The organism is Paenibacillus sp. DCT19, from assembly GCF_003268635.1.
Taxonomy (GTDB): Bacteria; Bacillota; Bacilli; order Paenibacillales; family Paenibacillaceae; genus Paenibacillus.
This window is the reverse complement of the sequence record NZ_CP029639.1, coordinates 535,781-554,739: the sequence shown is the minus strand read 5'-3', so window position 1 is coordinate 554,739 and position 18,959 is coordinate 535,781. Positions and strand designations below refer to the sequence as shown.

Here is an 18,959-nt window from a genome sequence, read left to right as displayed (position 1 = left end):
GAGAAAGTTTATATTGGTGAGTAGCCTCATGTGAAAATTAATTCGGGCGTTGTGGCATAGATGCGAGCTTGTCATTCACCGACTGCAGCTTCTGTATGCTTGAGGCATCTGGCTTATCACGACGATCATCAATCTTGACGGAAGTGGAGACGCGCTGGGCGCCTGATAGAAACGGAGCTTCGTGCAGAGCTGCAATCGCCGTGAAGACTTCGTTAAGCGGCCCTTCGATAATGGTGCTCATTGAGGTAAGTTGATATGTAATGCCCCGCTGATGTTCCAACACCTTCTGCATGTCTGCGACATAACTGCTCAGACTCGTCGTGCCTGTTCCAATTGGAATGACTGTTACCTCTGCTATGGCCATGCTGCTTCGCCTCCTCTGGGCATCCGTGAACAACCGTTGCCGCTGAATTTAGTCTATTGGAATCAATTGAGAGTTTATGAAATTGATTCGTTTTTGACTGATTTTATTCTACCAGTTGAATACGTAATAATTCAAACTGACGTGTTCACGTCATTCAATTTCGGCGAAATTTTTTTTGAAGAATCTTCAAATCTTCCAGACCTTTTCCTTTGCGGAATCTCGGCATTTTTGGTATACTCGGAATTACGTTTCACGGTGTCTACCCTGTTTACAAACACTATATGTTGGGTTACAGTATTCTAACAGCAACAAAATGTAGTGAAACTGGATTACCCCGCTTCGATTAGTCATCTTCTGCCTTCTCGTGAAAAACAGGATGAAATCACCTTCAAATGCACGTCCCTGTAGGTGTAAATCGCTTTCTCGAAACAGAGTTGACGTAGAGGTTAACGGGGCTGTTTGGACTGCACCCGGCACCTCAAATTACAGGCACGTCTCTATCAGACCAAAGCTTACATACAGCACCCTGTTCTGTCGAATTAGGAAAAATGTGACAAGCAGGAAGTCAGAGCATCCATGGGCATTTTCAGCCGCAAGGCAGGGAGAATGCTTTTTATATGACCATGGTCTGCATTTGTGCTGCATTTTGACTCTGTTTTGAGCGCTTCTACGCCTTGACCTGTTACCGCCGTTCAGTCCGCAGTATGTAATTGATATGTTCTATCACCGCAAGAAAACACTCAATTCTTTATATAAAGAATTTCTCCAATTTATCTCTTAAACATGCGAAAGCGAGGAATATTCATGCCACAAGTTGTGACCAAGCCGAACAACCGCCAGCTTGCCTTTGACGATATGCGTATCTCTGTATACGCCGACCGTATTCTGGGTGGACTAGACATGCTGGACAAGGAACGTCTGGTAAAAGGAGTGACGAGCAAGCTCCGCCGTGATGAAGTTACCGGGGACGAGATCAGTAATGCTTTTATGATGAGCGCACTGGAGCTCGTAACCAAAGAGGAGCCAAACTGGAAGTTTGCAGCTGCACGCTCCCTACTTACTTCTCTATACAAAAAAGCGGCAACCAACCGTAGATATAAATCTTATCCGGACGAGCCTTACGGTGCATTCCACCCTCTCCTCGTAGATCTTGTGAAGAAAGGGATCTATCGCGAAGAACTGCTCGAATGCTATAGCAAAGAACAGATTGACGAGTTGGCGGAATGCATTGACTACCGCAACGATCTGTTGTTCGACTACATCGGCTTGCTCACATTGGCAGAACGTTACCTCGCTCACGATTTTGATGGAAAAGTGATGGAATTGCCTCAAGAACGTTACATGGTTATTGCGATGTACCTGATGCACCAAGAGCCTGCAGACAAACGGATGGATCTAGTTAAAGAAGCCTACTGGGCTATGAGCAACATGTACATGACGGCTGCTACACCAACGATGTCCAATGCAGGTAAAAAGGTAGCCGGACAACTGTCCAGTTGCTTCATCGACACGGTTGACGACTCCCTCGAAGGAATCTTCGATTCCAACACAGATGTTGCACGTCTAAGCAAAATGGGCGGCGGCATCGGCGTGTACCTCGGTAAAGTCAGAGCACGTGGTTCGGACATCCGCGGTCACAAAAACACAAGTTCAGGCGTTATCCCTTGGATTCGCCAACTGAACAACACAGCAGTTAGCGTAGACCAACTCGGAACTCGTAAAGGTGCGATTGCCGTATATCTGGATGTCTTCCACAAAGACATTCTGGCATTCCTTGACCTGAAGCTGAATAATGGTGACGAGCGGATGCGTGCGCATGACGTATTCCACGGTGTATGTCTGCCTGACTTGTTCATGGAACGTGTAGCAAGCCGCGGCGAATGGAATCTGTTCTGCCCACACGAAACGAAGAAAGTTATGGGCTGGAAAGACGAGAATGGTCGTGCTCTCGGACTTGAAGACTTCTATGACGAGTCCTTCGGCGAAGGAACATTCCGTCAGAAGTACGAAGAGGCTGTTAATCACCCACTATTGTCCCGGATTACGGTTCAAGCGATTGACATCATGAAACGTGTAATGAAATCCCAGCTGGAAACAGGCACACCATACATGTTCTACCGTGATACGGTTAACCGTTCTAACCCGAACAGCGCTCATGGCATGGTTTACTCTTCCAACCTGTGTACCGAAATTATGCAGAACCAATCTGCTACTGTAGTAGAAAAGGAAGAACTGGTAACGAAAGACGGACAAACACGTATCGTTATTTCCAAAGTACCTGGCGACTTCGTTGTCTGCAACCTGAACTCCATTCACTTGGCACGTGCCGTGCCTCATAATGTGTTGGAGCGTCTGGTACCCATCCAGGTTCGTATGCTGGACAACGTCATCGACATTAACAATATTGAAGTACTGCAAGCCCAATACACGAACAGTCAATACCGTGCAGTCGGTCTGGGAACATTCGGACTCCATCACTTGCTTGCGCTTGAAGGCATCCGTTGGGAGTCTGAAGAGGCTGTTACGTATAACGACAATCTGTATGAGAAAATTAACTACCTTCTGGTTAAAGCCAGCATGGAGTTGTCCAAAGAAAAAGGACATTATCCGAAATTCAAAGGCTCTGACTGGGAAAGTGGTAAATACTTCGACCAACGCGAGTACACTTCCGGTGAGCGCGTAGGTGAATTCGTAACGACAGAACAATGGAAAGACCTGCAAGCTGAAGTACAACAAAACGGGGTACGTAACGCTTGGATGTTCGCCATTGCACCAAACGGATCGACTTCTATTATTGCCGGCTCTACAGCCAGCATCGATCCATTGTACGAACTGTTGTCTTATGAAGAGAAAACAACATACAAAATTGCAAACCCGGCACCGGATCTGTCCGACAAAACGATCTGGTACTACAAAACAGCCTTCCTGGTGGATCAGCATGCTTCCATTAATATGGCTTCTGCTCGCCAACGTCACGTTGACCAAGGCCAAAGCTTCAACCTGTACGTTCGTCCAGACATCAAAGCGACGGAGTTCCTGGAACTGCATTTGCACGCTTGGAGAGCTGGCTTGAAATCTACGTATTATGTGCGTAGCCGTGCATTAACGATTGAAGAATGTGATTCTTGCGCAAGCTGATTAACTAAAGGAACTATTTACACTGACCACTCCGATGACAGAACAACCTTCCGATCACTGTTATCCCCAGATTTCTTCTGATCCCTTTTGCTAAAAGGGGGAAATCCGGGGATAAAGGCGAACGCTCCGCTTCTTCAGGTTTTTTCTGTCCTCTCCGTTCTCGTGTAAATGTTTAGTTAAAACTGTCTTCGCAAATATTTACCAGACATACGATGACCACCAGGGCATCCTGTTTTGAATGCAAAATAGCGTTGCCCTGGTACTTTTTTTGCCTAAAACCGATCACAACATCACTTGCGATGTTGATATAGATGTTTTACTACAATAATTATTTAAAATTTTCACATCAACGAAGAAGAGAGAATATAGAAATCAGAAGGTTATTCTGTCAGCTTAGTTACACAGTGAATATTTCTAAGGAGTGAACGGATTATGCAAGTACAGAAAATTTTCAATACCGAAGCCCCTAACCAATCGACACGTATCATTGAAGGCGAATGCTCAGGGATCTTGAACTGGAACGACATTCGTATGCCTCACATGTACAAATTGTACAAAGTGTTATTGCTTAACCACTGGATCGCGGACGAAATTCCGATGTCCAAAGATGCCTCACAGTTTGCGCAACTGGAAGAGGAAGAGAAACGTACATTCAAAATTAACATCTCCCTACTCGCTGTTCTTGATTCCATGCAGACGATGTTTGTTGGTGATGTTAAACGTTACTTTACCGACTCTTCACTTGAAGCGATCTCTGCAATCATTGGACAACAAGAGGTTGTTCACAACCAATCGTATTCTTACGTTCTGTCTTCCATCGTATCTGACCAAGAGCAAAAAGAAATCTTCGAATACTGGAAGCATGATCCGGTATTACTGGATCGCAATCGGTTTATCGCAGACATCTATCAAAGCTTCCGGGATGAGCCGTCTCCACAGACGTTCTTCCAAGCGATGGTTGCCGATCTGATCCTTGAAGGTATCTTCTTCTATAGTACATTCGCCTTCTTCTACAATCTGGCCCGTGACCAGAAAATGATGGCGACAAGCCAAATGATCTCTTATATTCAGCGTGATGAGAACCAACACTGCTACTTCTTCGCAGAAGTGTACAAGCAACTGTTGATCGACTTCCCAGAACTGAACACACCAGAGAACATGGAATACGTGTACAAAACGATTGACCGTGCGGTTGAGCTCGAAACGAACTGGGCACACTACACGCTCAGCAACGTTCGCGGCATTGACCTGAATGAGCTGGAAGATTACATCAAGTACATCGCTAACAAACGCCTGCGTCTGATGGGTATGGAAAAAGCGTATGAAGGCGTTGATGTAAACTGCATGCCTTGGATCAAACCATTCTCCGATGAAGCGCTGAATGCAACCAAAACAGACTTCTTCGAAGCTAAATCGCGGAATTACGGTAAAGTCGGCGACGACAACGGATTCGACGATCTGTAAAAGGTAGTTTAAAAAGTTCGATTTTGATTACGACACATGCCTAGCGGCATGATCAGCATCGAATATGGAATTCACCCGAATATGCCTAACGGCATTACCAAAACACTCTCTTAGTGGAAGCCTTCACGGCGGTCTGCTGACGGGAGTGTTTTTTTGACTTTAGACCTTGTACAATGTACATATACAAATTAAGGAAGACTCCGCATTTATAGAAATGAGGTGTAATGATGGAAAGAGAACTGCTAGAACAGCTGAACATCTGGCATGAACAGGACGAGTACAAGCGCATTATAGAGCATATTCATAACATCCCGGAATCTGACCGTAGTTACGAGCTAGTTGGTCAACTGGCGAGGGCTTATAACAATACGGGACGATACCGGGAGGCAATTGAGCAGTTACTATCTGTTCATGAGAGAGGAACCAATGATCCGCTCTGGCAATACCGTTTAGGGTACGCATATGCCTACATTGCGAGTTATGAAAAGGCATTATTGGCTTTTGAGCGAGCGAACGAACTTTTGCCACATGACGATTCTACGCTGGAGTTCCTCGAATTGCTCAGACCCAAAGCGGCAAAGATGCAACAGGACCTGCAACGATATAAAGCGGAACGAGATGAATGGGAACGTCGTGGGACATTGAATCACCTTAGAGCCGCCTCTGGAACCTACGCTCCTGCATCGTTCTGGGAGCAGAGCGATTATGCGTTAGATAACCATGTCTCCGAGCCTTTTGACGAGGAAATGATTGGTTCGATTGAGCGGGAATTAGGGTACAAGCTGCCTGCTTCCTACATTCAGCTGATGAATACCCAAAATGGTGGCGTTCCAACGCTCACTGCATTCCCTACTCAAGGAGCAACTTCCTGGGCCGAGGATCACATTGCGATTACAAGCATCCTGGGTATTGGACGGGATAAAATGTACTCCCTGGGCGGGGAATTCGGAAGCCGGTTCATGATTGAAGATTGGGGATACCCTGATCTCGGAATCGTGATCTGTGATTGTCCATCAGCAGGTCACGATGTTGTAATGCTGGATTATCGGTTCTGTGGCCCGGAGGGTGAGCCCTGTGTAGTTCATGTCGATCAAGAAGATGACTACGAGATTACATACCTGGCTGCTAATTTTGAAGCATTTGTACGTGGGCTGGTTGATCCCGACACCTTCGAAATATTCGATGAAGACGAACAAGACAATTAACCTATTTCCAAGGAGGGGCAGCTAATGCCATCGACACTAAAAGAAGAACTTGCACCGTTTATATTTATTGATGCACAGACGGGTTCCTATTCTGTTATTTTGAATGTAGGTACGTATAAGCAAGAAGTCTTTGAATCACGTGCCGACGAAGGGTTTGAGGGCAATGGTTACGATTGGGCTTCCCTTGCAGCCGTGTTTCTCGAAGAAAAAATGCCCGAGTTAGTAGCTGTAATTCATTTTGATCCTGAAGCCGACATGTTCTGTGTCTACTCGGATAACAAGGATGCACTTATAACGTTCACCCGAGGGTTCAAACAGGCCTGTGAACAGCATGATCTCATTCATGACCTGTTCTCCAGAGCTGAATTGGACTAAGGAGTAGTCAGGAGGTTTCTATGACAACTCGTATTTATTTTGCCACCAATTTACTTGGAGAAATAGCAGAGAAGGATTTACAGAAGGCGCTAGACTACCTCAACCTCGGCACACTCATCCATTATCGCCGAACGGCTGAAGGGGTTATGGGACAGACATTGCATATCCACACTTCTCAGGGTGAGTATATCCTCAAAGGCAATCCGTTATATAACGGACAGCTTCAGGAAGAACAGTTTTTCGTAGAGCAGCTAGCAGAGCACACTACTATTCCTGTCCCTATCCCCTATCAGATTCATGAGGAGACAGAACTTCTCGGTTGGAGTTATGCCATTATGCCAGAATTACCGGGACAGCATCTGCATGATCCTGCCTTGCAAGCATCGCTGAATCCAGACGAGGAAAGGCAGATTGCCAGGATGCTGGCACATACACTCGCCGAACTCCATCACTGGAAGGTGCCAAATGCAGGGGAGTATGATCCGGTAGCTGAGCGAATTGTACCTTTTGCAGGAACGTATTCGGACTGGTTATATGGCGCGATTGATTACTGGTTACAGGATGCTACCCAATATTCTAGAATTACCGATGAGGATATACACTGGGTGGACGAGCAGCTAAGTCAGGCTAGGTCTGCTTTTGAAGCCATGTCGGTCTATAGTTTTGTCATGGGTGATTATAAGTCCGAGAATTTGGTCATGGAGAAGCAGCAGGAGGCGCCTTATGCATGGCAGATTAGTGGTTTATTCGATTTTACGACTTCGTATTTTGGAGATGGCACCGCCGATCTGACCAAAATAACGGCTATGTATCTTCGCCATCGTAAGCCTGAGCTAGCTCAAAGCTTTCTATGTACTTACCGACAGCTGATCTGTGCTGAGGATGTGAAACGGTGTCAGCATTTTGCTGAACGCCTGCGAATCCATCTTCTATATCAGCGCATATTGGTATGGGGTGAAGCCAAAGCGACTCAACAAGTCACTTGGGATGCAGATCTACCTTTTGCCACATGGGCACAGCAGTATATTGACTCGGTTATTGCCCTGCTGGACTAATTGAAAATATAGTATATATACCAGAAGAATATGGTTAGTATTAGGTCTGGAAAAATAAATGTGAAAAACCGGCAGAACGTTGATAGACTCTCACGTCCTGCCGGTTTTTTAAATGGATCTATTTTGCTAGGAGCTTAAAGTTAGAAGTGTTGCTCCTGTTCTCTACTTTCTCTTGTACTCTTACTTGTACTGTTACGTTTACTTGCCAATGTACAAGTCCGTCCAGAATTAAACTTGCTGTACCGGGGCTTCCTGATGTTTCTGTAAGAATTCCAGCATGCGCCGATACACGAGAATCTCATTCTCTTTACGAGAGAAGCCATGCCCTCATCGTCCAACACCAGATACTCGACGTCTAGACCCTTCTGCTGCAGCGCCTCCACGATCTGATCTGACTCTGCCTTCACGACTCTAGGATCATTAGCTCCCTGGATAACCAGCATTGGGTTCACCATCTGATCCAGATAGGTAATTGGCGAATCTTTTGTTAACCGTTCGCGGTCACGCTCGGCATCACCTAACCACTTCTCCATCACGGGTTTCCAATCCTCAGGGACGGATTCCAGGAATGTGAACAGATTACTTGGGCCAAAAATATCAACGGCTGCTCGGAACAGCTCCGGATGGCGACCTGCGAGAAGCAACGTCATGTAACCCCGTAACTACCACCTACAACAAACAGGCGATCTGGTGAGGAGATGTTCTGGTCAAACAACCACTGAATCCCAGCAACACAATCCAGTCTTGGTCCTTCGCCCCAATCACGTTCCACCATCTTGATGAATTCAGCTCCATAACCGGAACTTCCCCGGAAATTAGGTGCAAAAATATGGTAGCCCTGAGCTAACATCATCTGGAACATCGGACGGAAAAACTTCGACTCCGAGGCTTGAGGCCCTCCGTGCGGCCAAAATACCGTATATCCATTTGCCAGCTCTGCCTTGGATTTAAACAACAGGGCTTCAATCTCCAGCCCATCATACGAGTTATAGCGGATCACGTCTGGATATACCAGATCATCAGGACTCAGCCCAGTCACCCGATTATTCGTCAGGGGTTCCCATGAGTTGCTGCCCGCAGGCAATCGATAAATGTTATGTGGCTGAATAGCTCCACGTCCAAGGATATACAGATTACCTGATTGGCTCACGGTCGCCTGCGCAATCGTATCTAAAGGCATGTCCACCCGCCGAGGCGTAGCGTCCTGTTTGCCCAGGATGTACATCCGGTTCTCCGTGCCCGTAAGTGTCCATAGATATAACGTTTCGGTTTCTTTGTGCCAACGAAATCTCTCAACATCTTCACCTTCGATTTTAACTACCGGACGGAATTCACGAGTATCTAGATCATACTCCGCAATATAGGAATACGCCTCGTTATCATTGGTGAGCATCAATAGACGTTTATCATCCACATAGATGACAAAAGGTACCTGACTCTGCCGCTCTGACACAGGTAAAATGTCCTCGATCTCACCATCTCGATGCAGATGCGCTGTCTGATATGTATTCGAGTACATTTTCACAATGACAAAGCTCTTCTCATCTGGACTCACCGCAGCCAAGCTGTTGGACACCTCTTCCCCGCTATGGAGCAATACATCCTCACCCGTAGCAAGATCAAGACGACGAGAATTCAGATAATTCGGATTGCCAGCACTCGTAAAATAGTACAGACGCTCCCCATCTTCGGATAGATGAGCAAAGTAACAGCGGTCATTCGGCTCTGCAGGTACTATCGGCTTCGGTACCCCGCCCTCTGGCGGAATGGCATATAAGTGATAACTCTCGTTGCCATCACGATCAAATGCAGTTAAGATATAACGCCCCAGTGGGTCGGGCTTAATAAACATGCTGCTCTGATTCAAGTATGTCAGCGGATAAGGAAACCCTCCCGGCAGATCCATCGCCCAAATATTGGGCTGACCATTCAAGTTGCTATCAAAAAACAAACGTGTCTCATCACTCGATACGGCAAAATGACTTATCCGGTAGGATTGAAAATACTGCTCTACATCTGGTTTAGGAAATTCAATCATGAGAAACCTCCTTGAGAATGTTTACACATTGAGATTGAGATCGGACATTGACATGGCAACTCGTTTATTGTGGAATGGAAAATATCTAACAGTGGTAAAATAAGGTGGTTAAATCCATATTATAGGTGACCTATGACTTACACAAGAGATGTGTAAGCTATTTTCAATCCAACTTTTCTATACGTAATCTTTATATGTCTTTACCAAGTTGTAAATGAGATCCTACTTGAGTGTTGGAACTTAAGTGTTGGACGTTCAATTATTCCGTATAAAAGGTCATGTGTGGTTTGTCCTCACGGTAATATTCCAGCCTACGCTGCAGGTTCCCGGTGTGCAGTTCGAACAGGTGCCCATCGAGATCAGTAAAATAAACGGACAATGCGTCCTTCGTATCCCTCGGTCTGCCTGGTAAAATGTTCGCACCCGCTTCCCGCAGCTGTTGTACAGATGCATCAAAATCCTCTTCTGTAACGGTAAAAGCAATATGTGTATACGTTTGTTCCGTATAATTGCGAATGACATCTTCCTGATTCAAAGCGATCCACAAACCTGCCAGCTCAAAATAGGCTAGCTTACGTCCCTTCACCTGAATGCGAGCACCAAGCGCCCGCTCATAGAATGTGATGGACTTTTCGAGATTGGATACAGAAAAGCACAGATGGTTAATCCCTTGAATGTTCATTGACACCTGACACCTCCATCGTATGATCAACATCTCATCTTACACTTCATTTACGGAGCTACATGGAATAATTGTATATCCTTATTATGGTATATTCCGCATGCAAAAAACAAATGATTCCTGATGAATACCGCACCTTCTTCTGGGCGAATGCATAGGTTATCCGTATCAATGAACGTTCGAGGAGGATGTGCTTTCATGAATCCCGTCTATCCTTTTTATGGTGAGAAAACGGTGTGCAAGGAACAAAAGCTAGCTTTTCCACCCCAGCATCAGGATCAACAGCCCGGTCTCGAAACCTTAATGGTACCCGAACCGATCAGCGAAGATCCCGCTTATATTGGCAGCTGCAAATTAGAAGGCAAGGTGGCTATTATTACGGGGGGCGATAGTGGGATTGGAAGAGCGGCAGCTATTGCTTTTGCCAAAGAAGGTGCAGACATAGCCATTGCTTATCTATATGAACGAACCGACGCCGAGAGGACCCGTGTACGAATTGAGGAATTGGGACAGCGGTGTCTGCTGATTGAGATTGATCTCAGGCTAAAAAAGAACTGCGAAGCGGTTATTCGCACAACGATGGAAACGTTCGGAAAAATTGATATTTTGGTCAATAACCATGGGGTGCAGTATGTACAGCCTAGCATTGTCGATATTACAGAAGAACAGCTCTACCACACATTTCAAACGAATGTGTTTGCCTATTTCTTTCTGATTCAAGCGGCTCTCCCCCATCTATGTAAAGGCGCATCGATCATTAATACAGCTTCCATCACAGCGTACAAAGGTAACGTGCAGTTAATTGACTACTCTTCCACCAAAGGTGCTGTCGTCTCACTGACCCGTGTACTCTCTCAATCGCTCGCCGCGCAGGGGATTCGGGTAAACTCAGTTGCCCCGGGGCCAATCTGGACACCACTCATTCCTGCCAGCTTCTCTGCTGAAGATGTGCAGGTATTTGGGACAGATACACCGCTGGGTCGGGCTGGTCAGCCCTACGAGCTTGCGGCTGCCTATGTCTACCTTGCATCCCGGGATTCCTCCTATGTCACAGGCGAGTGCATTCATGTGAACGGCGGCGATATGGTAACCACATAAGACAATCTGATAGAAGCTGTGTAATGCGTGATGGGAGCTATGCGCGTTGCACAGCTTTTGGTTGTGTGCATCGAACAGGCTACAGCTGTGTACTTCTGGCACGCTGTAACGTTGATGTCAGAGTGAATTTGGCTCCATTAGCAGGATATCCCATGTTCCGTTGCGAAGAGGGTTAGGAGTGATTATTCGGTAATACCGGAACATGACATCTTGTGACAAGGAGCTGACGTCTGATGCATTTTGATCCACTCTATCAACCGTTCCCCTCTTACCGTGTACCTGTCTATGCCAAACAAGGCATGGTTGCCACATCACAGCCCCTCGCGGCACAGGCTGGTCTTGAGATATTGAAAAAAGGCGGCAATGCCATTGATGCCGCCATAGCAACTGCGGCAGCACTCACCGTGCTGGAGCCAACCTCCAATGGCATTGGAGGCGATGCCTTTGCCCTCGTCTGGACAGAGGGCAAGCTGCACGGCCTGAATGCCAGTGGCCCTGCGCCTCAGAGCATTTCGATTGGGGCGCTTCAAGCGGCAGGCCATACGGAGATGCCGAAGCTGGGGTTATTCCGGTGACGGTGCCTGGCGCACCGGCGGGTTGGGCTCAGCTGAGCCGTCGTTTCGGACGGCTCACGCTGGCGGAAGCGCTGGAACCTGCCATCCGCTATGCGGAGGAAGGTTATCCGCTTGCGCCAGGGCTGGCCCGCCACTGGGCACGGGCAGCCGACATCTATGCACGCCAGGGGAATGCCGAGGCAGGGCGTGCGTGGTTTGAGACATTTGCACCGGACGGGCGCGTGCCCGCCGCTGGCGAATTGTGGCGCTCGCCGGATCATGCGGCAACGTTGCGCCGAATTGGCGAGAGCGAAGCGCGAGACTTTTATGAAGGAGAACTGGCCGAGCGCATCCATAACTTTATAGCAGAGCATGGTGGCTATCTGACAAAAGAGGATCTCGCGGCGTTCAAGCCAGAGTGGGTTGATCCAATCTCGGTCTCCTATCGGGGATATGATGTATGGGAGATTCCACCGAATGGTCAGGGATTGATTGCCCTCGCTGCGCTCAATCTGTTGAAGGGTTATGATTTTGACGAGAAGGAATCCGTTCTCGGTTATCATCGACAGCTCGAAGCGATGAAGCTGGCTTTTGCCGATGGAGAGAAGTACATTACGGAAGAACGTAAAATGGACGTAACGGTGGATGAGCTGTTGTCTGAAGCCTATGCGGAAGAACGGCGCAAGCTCATTGGTGATACAGCACGTGCACCGGAAGCAGGTGATCCACGCGCAAGCGGAACGGTATACCTCGCGACAGCCGATGGTGAAGGCAATATGGTTTCCTTTATTCAGAGTAACTACATGGGCTTTGGCTCCGGACTCGTTGTACCGGGTACAGGCATTGCGCTGCAAAATCGCGGACATAATTTCTCGCTGGATGCGAGCCATGCCAATGCACTAGAGCCTGGAAAACGAACGTATCACACGATTATTCCGGGCTTTCTCACGCGGGGCAACGAAGCGGTTGGGCCATTTGGGGTCATGGGTGGGTTCATGCAGCCGCAGGGTCATGTGCAGGTTGTGATGAACACAGTCGACTATCATCTGAATCCGCAGGCCGCACTGGATTCCCCTCGCTGGCAGTGGATCAAGGCCAAAACCATTCTTGTAGAACCAGACTTCCCGCAGCATATTGCACAAGCACTCGCCCGTAAAGGGCATGATATCCAGGTGCAGGTCGATCCGTCCCAGTTCGGTCGCGGTCAGATCATCTGGCGTAACCTTGACAATGGGGTATTATGCGGAGGAACGGAAAGTCGAGCAGATGGCACCATTGCCGCATGGTAGTAAACCTTGCGTCGATCATTCGGTGTGCTCGTGATGCAGGATGGATGAATATGAGTAATGAACTGGCACATCATATTCATAAGGCAAACTGTCAATCAGAGCCAAGTAGAGATGATTCATATGATCTCTGCTTGGTTTTTTTCGTTTTCCTGTAGTGTCTCTTATCACTCCGAAAGGAGCATATTTTGTCTGAATTACGTTACAGTGCGTGTTCAAAAAGGTCGGTTTTCAGTACCGAGAAGATGGAATGAAGATAGAAATGGAGTAGCGGAGCGTAGGCAAAACTACGTGAGCAACGGACATTTCGGCTGAATTTCATCTTCGATGCTGAGATGCCTTCAGGCATCCATCGTAATCAAAAGCGGACTTTTTGAACAACCTCTTACAGGTAAGAAACTATTTTGCAAGCATATCGGGTTAAGTCTAGAGAACGTGACGCAGCAAGCAGCCAACTGGTGGCGGAAGATATCCTTAAATGAGATGTAAGACACTCCCTAGTTTTACATCAGCAAACAACTTGTATAAGCGTATAACCATATGGTTACGTCAAGAAATGTAAATCAAATGTTTAATTCATGAAATTAGGTTATATTTTCGTAAATTTTCAGTACATACCATAAAACACAGTGCATCTCTATCCGATATAGATAAGGGGAAATACTCCCTACCTATATTATTTTATCCGCAATATCTCTCGGTTAGATCTTTTTCCAATGTATTGCAAAAAGACACTACAATCAAACTTTGTCATGACAGAAATGAGGGTATCACACATGAAAACAAACCATACCACCCGCGTAGGGTTCACCATGATTCTGATCCTAATGGTGTTCGTTCTGGGAGCATGCTCAGCAAATCCTACATCAACGGCAACGGAAGCCAGAACGAAGGTTGGCATCGTGATGACGGAAGTTGGTCTGGGGGATCGCTCCTTCAATGATGCTGCGTTTGATGGGCTTGTTCGAGCGAGGGATGAGAATAGCATTGTCTTTGACTATCGTGAACCTAATGAGAAGCTGACTGCTGAAGCTTCCTTTGAACAATTTGCCGAAGCCAAATTCGACCTGATTATCGGTCTTAGCGATACCATTCAAGCCGATATGGAAAAAGTAGCGACGAAGTACCCTGATCGACAATTCCTGCTGATTGACAGTCAGTCCGAACTGCCCAACATTGCCTCCATCTCGTTCCGGGCAGAAGAAGGTAGTTATCTCGCAGGCATTATTGCCGGGATGGCGACCACGGAAGATCATGTTGGCTTCTTAGGCGGCATGGAGATTCCTGTGCTTCGCAATTTTGAGCAGGGATTCGAGCAAGGCGTACTCGCTGCCAACCCGGATGCGAAGGTAGATATTATTTACGCTGGAGACTTTGGAAATGCCAAACTGGGTGAGGAACTTGCTGCACAACTGATCCAGGAGAATGGTGCTGATGTAATCTATGTGGCTGCTGGCTTAACCGGGGTCGGCGCACTCACGGAGATTCAGAAATTGGGGAAACACGCGATTGGCGTAGATACCGATCAATTCTTTTTGGCGGAAAAAGCGATTCTGACATCGATGTTGAAAAATGTGGATGTATCCATCTACAATGCCGTTCACACGTTCATTCAAAATAAACACGCCTTCCCTCAAAAGGAAATTGTCGAGGGGCTGGCTGAGAACGCCGTAGGCCTGACCGCTCTACATAATATCACGCTCAGTGATGAAGAGCAGCAAACCTTCGAGGATCTGAAAACTCAGATCTCATCCGGTCAAATCAAAATTAAGCTGGATCAATAACTCAAGCGGATTCGAGGAGGTACGCACATATGAAATTACAGGGAAAACTATTACTTAACGCTCTAATCTCGCTACTTCTATGCCTTGCGCTAGTAGCTTATATCATTATGGAATTGCTTGGCATGAATGCTAAAAATCAAAATTTAGTACCTGCCATGCTCAAGGTTAGTGAACTAAATGCCAATCAGATTCAGATCCAACAGGCGCTTGATGTCTATTCGTTCTCTATGACGGCAGGTAATCAGGATGCGGTCAACCGTTTGCTTGAAGATGGTCAAACGATGATTCAGGAGCTTACGGATGGATTGCTAGAAACGGATCAGCAGCTTGAACTTATTCAGACGATCCAAACAAAATTAGCAACACTTAGTCAAGGTGCCACTGAAGCGATGAGCAGTATGAATAGTGCGGAAGCCAAACGCTACAGTACACGGGTTCGAGGTATACAGAATGACATCTATATGTTGGATGAGATTACCCGAGAACGGTACGATCAATATACTGTTGAACTGGAACGTAACATTCAGCAAACATGGCAGGTCGCTCTCGGCGGTGCCATCGTATTGCTCGTTGCGGTCATGCTGTTCAATATGTACACTTCACGCCAGATCGCTAGACGTATCGGTACGTTAAAAGTCGCCGCAGGGCAAATTGCCGACGGCGACCTGACCGGACAATTACCCGAAGCCAAAGGCAAAGACGAGCTTGATGACCTCAGTCGCTCCTTCCGCCTAATGACCAGCAATATCCGCGGAATCATTCAATCTATTGGTACAGCCGGGAACCGTGTTGATGAAATGGCGCAGGATATTGATCGTGGCAATGATACTTCTCAGGCCATTGTGCAGCAAGTCTCTCGTACCACCGAAGAGCTGTCGATTGGCAGCCAGAAAATTGCGGAGGACTTGAGCGAAACCGTGATGGTCGTAGACAAGATGCAGCACACCTTCAATAGCAACCTGGAGGCTACTTCCCAATCAGCTATAGATGGCCGTGAGGTGTTGAATACCGTTGAGGAAGGCAATAAGGCGATCGCCGAACAACTTCGTCTCGCCGAAGTGAATCGTCTGGCGATGTCTGAGGTGGAACAGACGGTACTGGAACTGGAGGAAAGCGCCGAGCGCATCACCACCATGACTGGATACGTCTCGGAAATCGCGAAGCAGACGACGCTTCTATCGTTGAATGCCTCCATTGAGGCGGCTCGGGCAGGTGAAGCTGGACGTGGATTTGCCGTTGTCGCCAGTGAGGTGAACAAGCTCGCCGAGCAGTCCGCCCAGTCGGTGAAACAGATCTATGCGGCTGTGGATGAGATTACGACATCTATGGAGAAGGTTAAAGGCTCTGTGGCACAGAGCATGCAGCTCTTTGCCCAGCAGGAAGAGGCCACTGGACAGACGCGGGAATCCTTCGCTGCGATTCGCCAAAGTGCAGAGCGCATCAGTACAGGTATCCACCAGCTTGCCGAGGAGATGCAGCATTCGAATGAACTTAGTTCCCAAGTGCAGCATGCCATCGAAAACATCAGTGCTATCACCGAGCAATCGGCTGCGAGCAGTGAAGAGATTACAGCCTCTACGACGGAGCAACAGCGATCCTTCGCTGAAGCAAGTCTTAAGGTGAAATCACTCCGCGAGATCAGTGCAGAGATGCATGAGGAGTTGCAGCGGTTTCGTTTATAGGTAGGCGTCAATAGATAGGCTTCGATAGGTAGGCGCTACATTAGAGGTCGGTAAAGTAAGTGTATTTGGTACTGCTGGGTAGATAGCTTGGTAGTTTGAAGCGTACCTTTCGGATTGGTTCCGTGTGTGGAGTTAAACATTGAGGTTGAAGATTAGGGTGAACGAGCAGGTTGAATGTAAAGTTGAGGGCAAGCTTGTTTAAGTTAGGTTCTTCTGGTCGTCGTTTGGCTTAATTGAGTTTAGGCTGGGTAAGCTGGGTTTGATCGAAGGACATGCAATATACCATAATAGAACAAAAGAAAACCTCCCGTTTCTCTTCATGAGAGAGACGGGAGGTTTTTAAGCTTTATTTGCGTTTGTTTGCGGTTTGTTGATGGAGATGGGTCGTGTAACCCGGTTATTGGTGTGATGCCCGTACGATAGGGGATATTATCGCACCCAGCGTCTGCGTTTGTGCCTGCCTCCCTTGTTCATGAAGCAGGGCAACGTGTACTGGGAAATCGACATCACAGTGCGTCGATAATATCTCCTGCGAGCAGAGACGCTGGATCACCGCGGAGCAAGGCAGCTCGTTCGGCGGCTGCACCATGCAGATATACGCCGAACGCGGCAGCCTGCTCCGCGCTAAGCCCTTGGGCGAGTAGACCGGCGATCATGCCGGTCAATACGTCGCCGGCACCGCCAGTCGCCATGCCGGCGTGTCCGGTGGTGTTAATGTACGCCTCGCCGGATGGCGTTGCGATGACCGTTCGTGCTCCCTTGAGCACAAGGGTCACGCCCTGCTCGCGGGCGTACCGTGCAGCGTGTTCAATTCGATCACGCTGCACTTCCGGGGTCGATATGCCCAGCAATCGACCCATCTCGCCAGGGTGCGGCGTCAGTATTGTCGCCGCACTTCGCTTGCCCCAGTCGCGAGGCCCATGTGGGCCAGCGTCTGCCAGCATGTTGAGGGCGTCCGCGTCAATGACGAGCGGGCGATCCGTCTGTTGCCACAGACGGCGTAGCCAGTCTGTGTCGCCCTTGAAGCGGCCGAGCCCAGGGCCGGTCGCGATCACGTCGCGGCTGTCCGCCAGATGCAGCACAGCGTCTGCGGAAGCCGCGTTCCATTCGCCGCTGTCGCCATCGGCAGCGGCGGCGAGCATGAGCTCTGGCACGGTGCCGATGACATGCGGCAGCAGTGCCGCGGGCAGCGCCCATGTGGCGAGCCCGCAGCCTGCGCGCAGCGCGGCCTTCGCCGAGAGCAGGCCAGCGCCGCTCATCGGCAGACTTCCTGCGGCCAACAGTACGTGGCCGTAGGTGCCCTTGTGGCCGTCCGGTGCCCGGAGACGGCTAGTGTCCACGCGCAGCGCACCGCGCAGCACCTCGTCAGTCAACAGACGGACCGTGGTGCCATGCTCTGGCGCAAGCCGCGTGGGAATGCCGATGGCGCGCACCACAATGCGCCCCGCGGCAGATTCGCCCGGGTACTGCACCAGCCCACGCTTGAGCAGCGCGAGGCATACGGTCACCCGGGCTTGAATGCAGGGCTCGTATACCTCCCCGGTGTCGGCATTCAGCCCACTTGGCACATCGGCGGACACGACAGGCTTACCGCTGTCGTTCGCCGCCTCGATCAGCGCCGCGTAAGCTTCGCGCGGCGCCCCCCGCGAGCCGGTGCCCAGCAGTGCATCTACGATGCCTGTGCACCGGCTGAAGTCCACGGCTTCGCGCCCGTGGACAAGAGCAGGGATGCCGAGCTGCGCGGCGGCATCCCGTTGCACTGCGGCTTCGCCCCGCAGTGTCTCCGGTGTATCGGCGTACACCACAGTCACGCCGAGCCCCGCTTCAACCAAATGGCGCGCCGCCACCAGCCCGTCGCCGCCATTATTGCCCTTGCCGATCAGCATATACCACTGCTGATCACCGGGTTGCTCCATCACCAGCGCCGAATCGGCGGTGATGTCGCCACCTCGTCCAGGCCAATCCCCTGGCCCTGTGTGCGCCCGGGTCTGTCCTCTTTTGGACTCATCCATACGCCCTGCTCTACCATGTATTTGCTCTTCCCGGCACAGCCGAATGACTTCTTCCGCAATAGCTCTTCCCGCATTCTCCATCAGACTTGCCGCAGGAATGCCTAGCGTATGAATCGTATGCTCGTCGATGCTTCTCATCTGTTCAGCCGTAACGATAAACAACAACTCATCCCTCCCCAACCGCATTTCAAGGAATTCGTACCCTGTAATTAGGTCATGTCT

11 protein-coding genes and 2 pseudogenes are annotated in these 18,959 nt (G+C 48.8%); 9 read left to right on the top strand and 4 right to left on the bottom strand.

What is annotated here, in order from left to right; genetic code table 11:
• Positions 1-37: 37 nt before the first annotated feature.
• Entirely contained in the window at positions 38-364 is a 327-nt protein-coding gene (locus tag DMB88_RS02550) for an MTH1187 family thiamine-binding protein (RefSeq protein WP_056704065.1), read from the bottom strand.
• An 804-nt stretch (positions 365-1,168) separates the two neighbouring features.
• Between DMB88_RS02550 and DMB88_RS02545 the strand changes: the two genes are divergently transcribed.
• From DMB88_RS02545 to DMB88_RS02530, 5 genes are all read left to right on the top strand, one after another.
• Complete coding sequence (locus DMB88_RS02545) at positions 1,169-3,502, top strand: ribonucleoside-diphosphate reductase subunit alpha (protein ID WP_128100080.1); 2,334 nt, start codon at positions 1,169-1,171, stop codon at positions 3,500-3,502.
• Positions 3,503-3,934: 432 nt separating this feature from the next.
• Entirely contained in the window at positions 3,935-4,966 is a 1,032-nt protein-coding gene (locus DMB88_RS02540) for a ribonucleotide-diphosphate reductase subunit beta (RefSeq protein ID WP_128100079.1), read from the top strand.
• A 224-nt stretch (positions 4,967-5,190) separates the two neighbouring features.
• Positions 5,191-6,171, top strand: coding sequence for an SMI1/KNR4 family protein (locus DMB88_RS02535; RefSeq protein WP_254438421.1), 981 nt, complete (start codon positions 5,191-5,193; stop codon positions 6,169-6,171).
• Between the two features lie 24 nt (positions 6,172-6,195).
• Positions 6,196-6,546 carry an immunity 51 family protein gene (locus DMB88_RS30670; RefSeq protein ID WP_254438420.1) on the top strand — a complete coding sequence of 117 codons (351 nt, stop codon included), beginning with the start codon at positions 6,196-6,198 and terminating at the stop codon, positions 6,544-6,546.
• A gap of 20 nt (positions 6,547-6,566) precedes the next feature.
• Positions 6,567-7,601: a phosphotransferase family protein gene (locus DMB88_RS02530; protein WP_128100078.1), complete on the top strand. Its 1,035-nt coding sequence runs from the start codon at positions 6,567-6,569 to the stop codon at positions 7,599-7,601.
• 228 nt (positions 7,602-7,829) lie between these two features.
• Here the strand turns inward: DMB88_RS02530 and DMB88_RS02525 are convergent.
• Together DMB88_RS02525 and fosB are read right to left on the bottom strand one after the other, a co-directional pair.
• Positions 7,830-9,639 (bottom strand): annotated as a pseudogene (locus DMB88_RS02525) (prolyl oligopeptidase family serine peptidase).
• Between the two features lie 259 nt (positions 9,640-9,898).
• A complete protein-coding gene (fosB, locus tag DMB88_RS02520; RefSeq protein WP_128104276.1) occupies positions 9,899-10,321 on the bottom strand; it encodes a metallothiol transferase FosB in 423 nt (140 codons plus the stop codon).
• Positions 10,322-10,519: 198 nt separating this feature from the next.
• Between fosB and DMB88_RS02515 the strand changes: the two genes are divergently transcribed.
• The 4 genes and pseudogenes from DMB88_RS02515 to DMB88_RS02500 all read left to right on the top strand — a co-directional run bounded on the left by DMB88_RS02515 (position 10,520) and on the right by DMB88_RS02500 (position 16,725).
• A complete protein-coding gene (locus DMB88_RS02515; RefSeq protein ID WP_128100077.1) occupies positions 10,520-11,419 on the top strand; it encodes an SDR family oxidoreductase in 900 nt (299 codons plus the stop codon).
• A 233-nt stretch (positions 11,420-11,652) separates the two neighbouring features.
• Positions 11,653-13,262, top strand: a pseudogene (locus tag DMB88_RS02510) (gamma-glutamyltransferase family protein).
• A 773-nt stretch (positions 13,263-14,035) separates the two neighbouring features.
• Complete coding sequence (locus DMB88_RS02505) at positions 14,036-15,043, top strand: BMP family lipoprotein (protein WP_128100076.1); 1,008 nt, start codon at positions 14,036-14,038, stop codon at positions 15,041-15,043.
• Between the two features lie 29 nt (positions 15,044-15,072).
• Positions 15,073-16,725 (top strand): methyl-accepting chemotaxis protein, encoded by a 1,653-nt coding sequence (locus DMB88_RS02500; protein ID WP_128100075.1) that lies wholly within the window; start codon positions 15,073-15,075, stop codon positions 16,723-16,725.
• Between the two features lie 506 nt (positions 16,726-17,231).
• On the opposite strand, the gene DMB88_RS02495 is transcribed toward DMB88_RS02500, so the two are convergent.
• Positions 17,232-18,899 (bottom strand): NAD(P)H-hydrate dehydratase, encoded by a 1,668-nt coding sequence (locus DMB88_RS02495; RefSeq protein WP_128104275.1) that lies wholly within the window; start codon positions 18,897-18,899, stop codon positions 17,232-17,234.
• Positions 18,900-18,959: the final 60 nt, after the last annotated feature.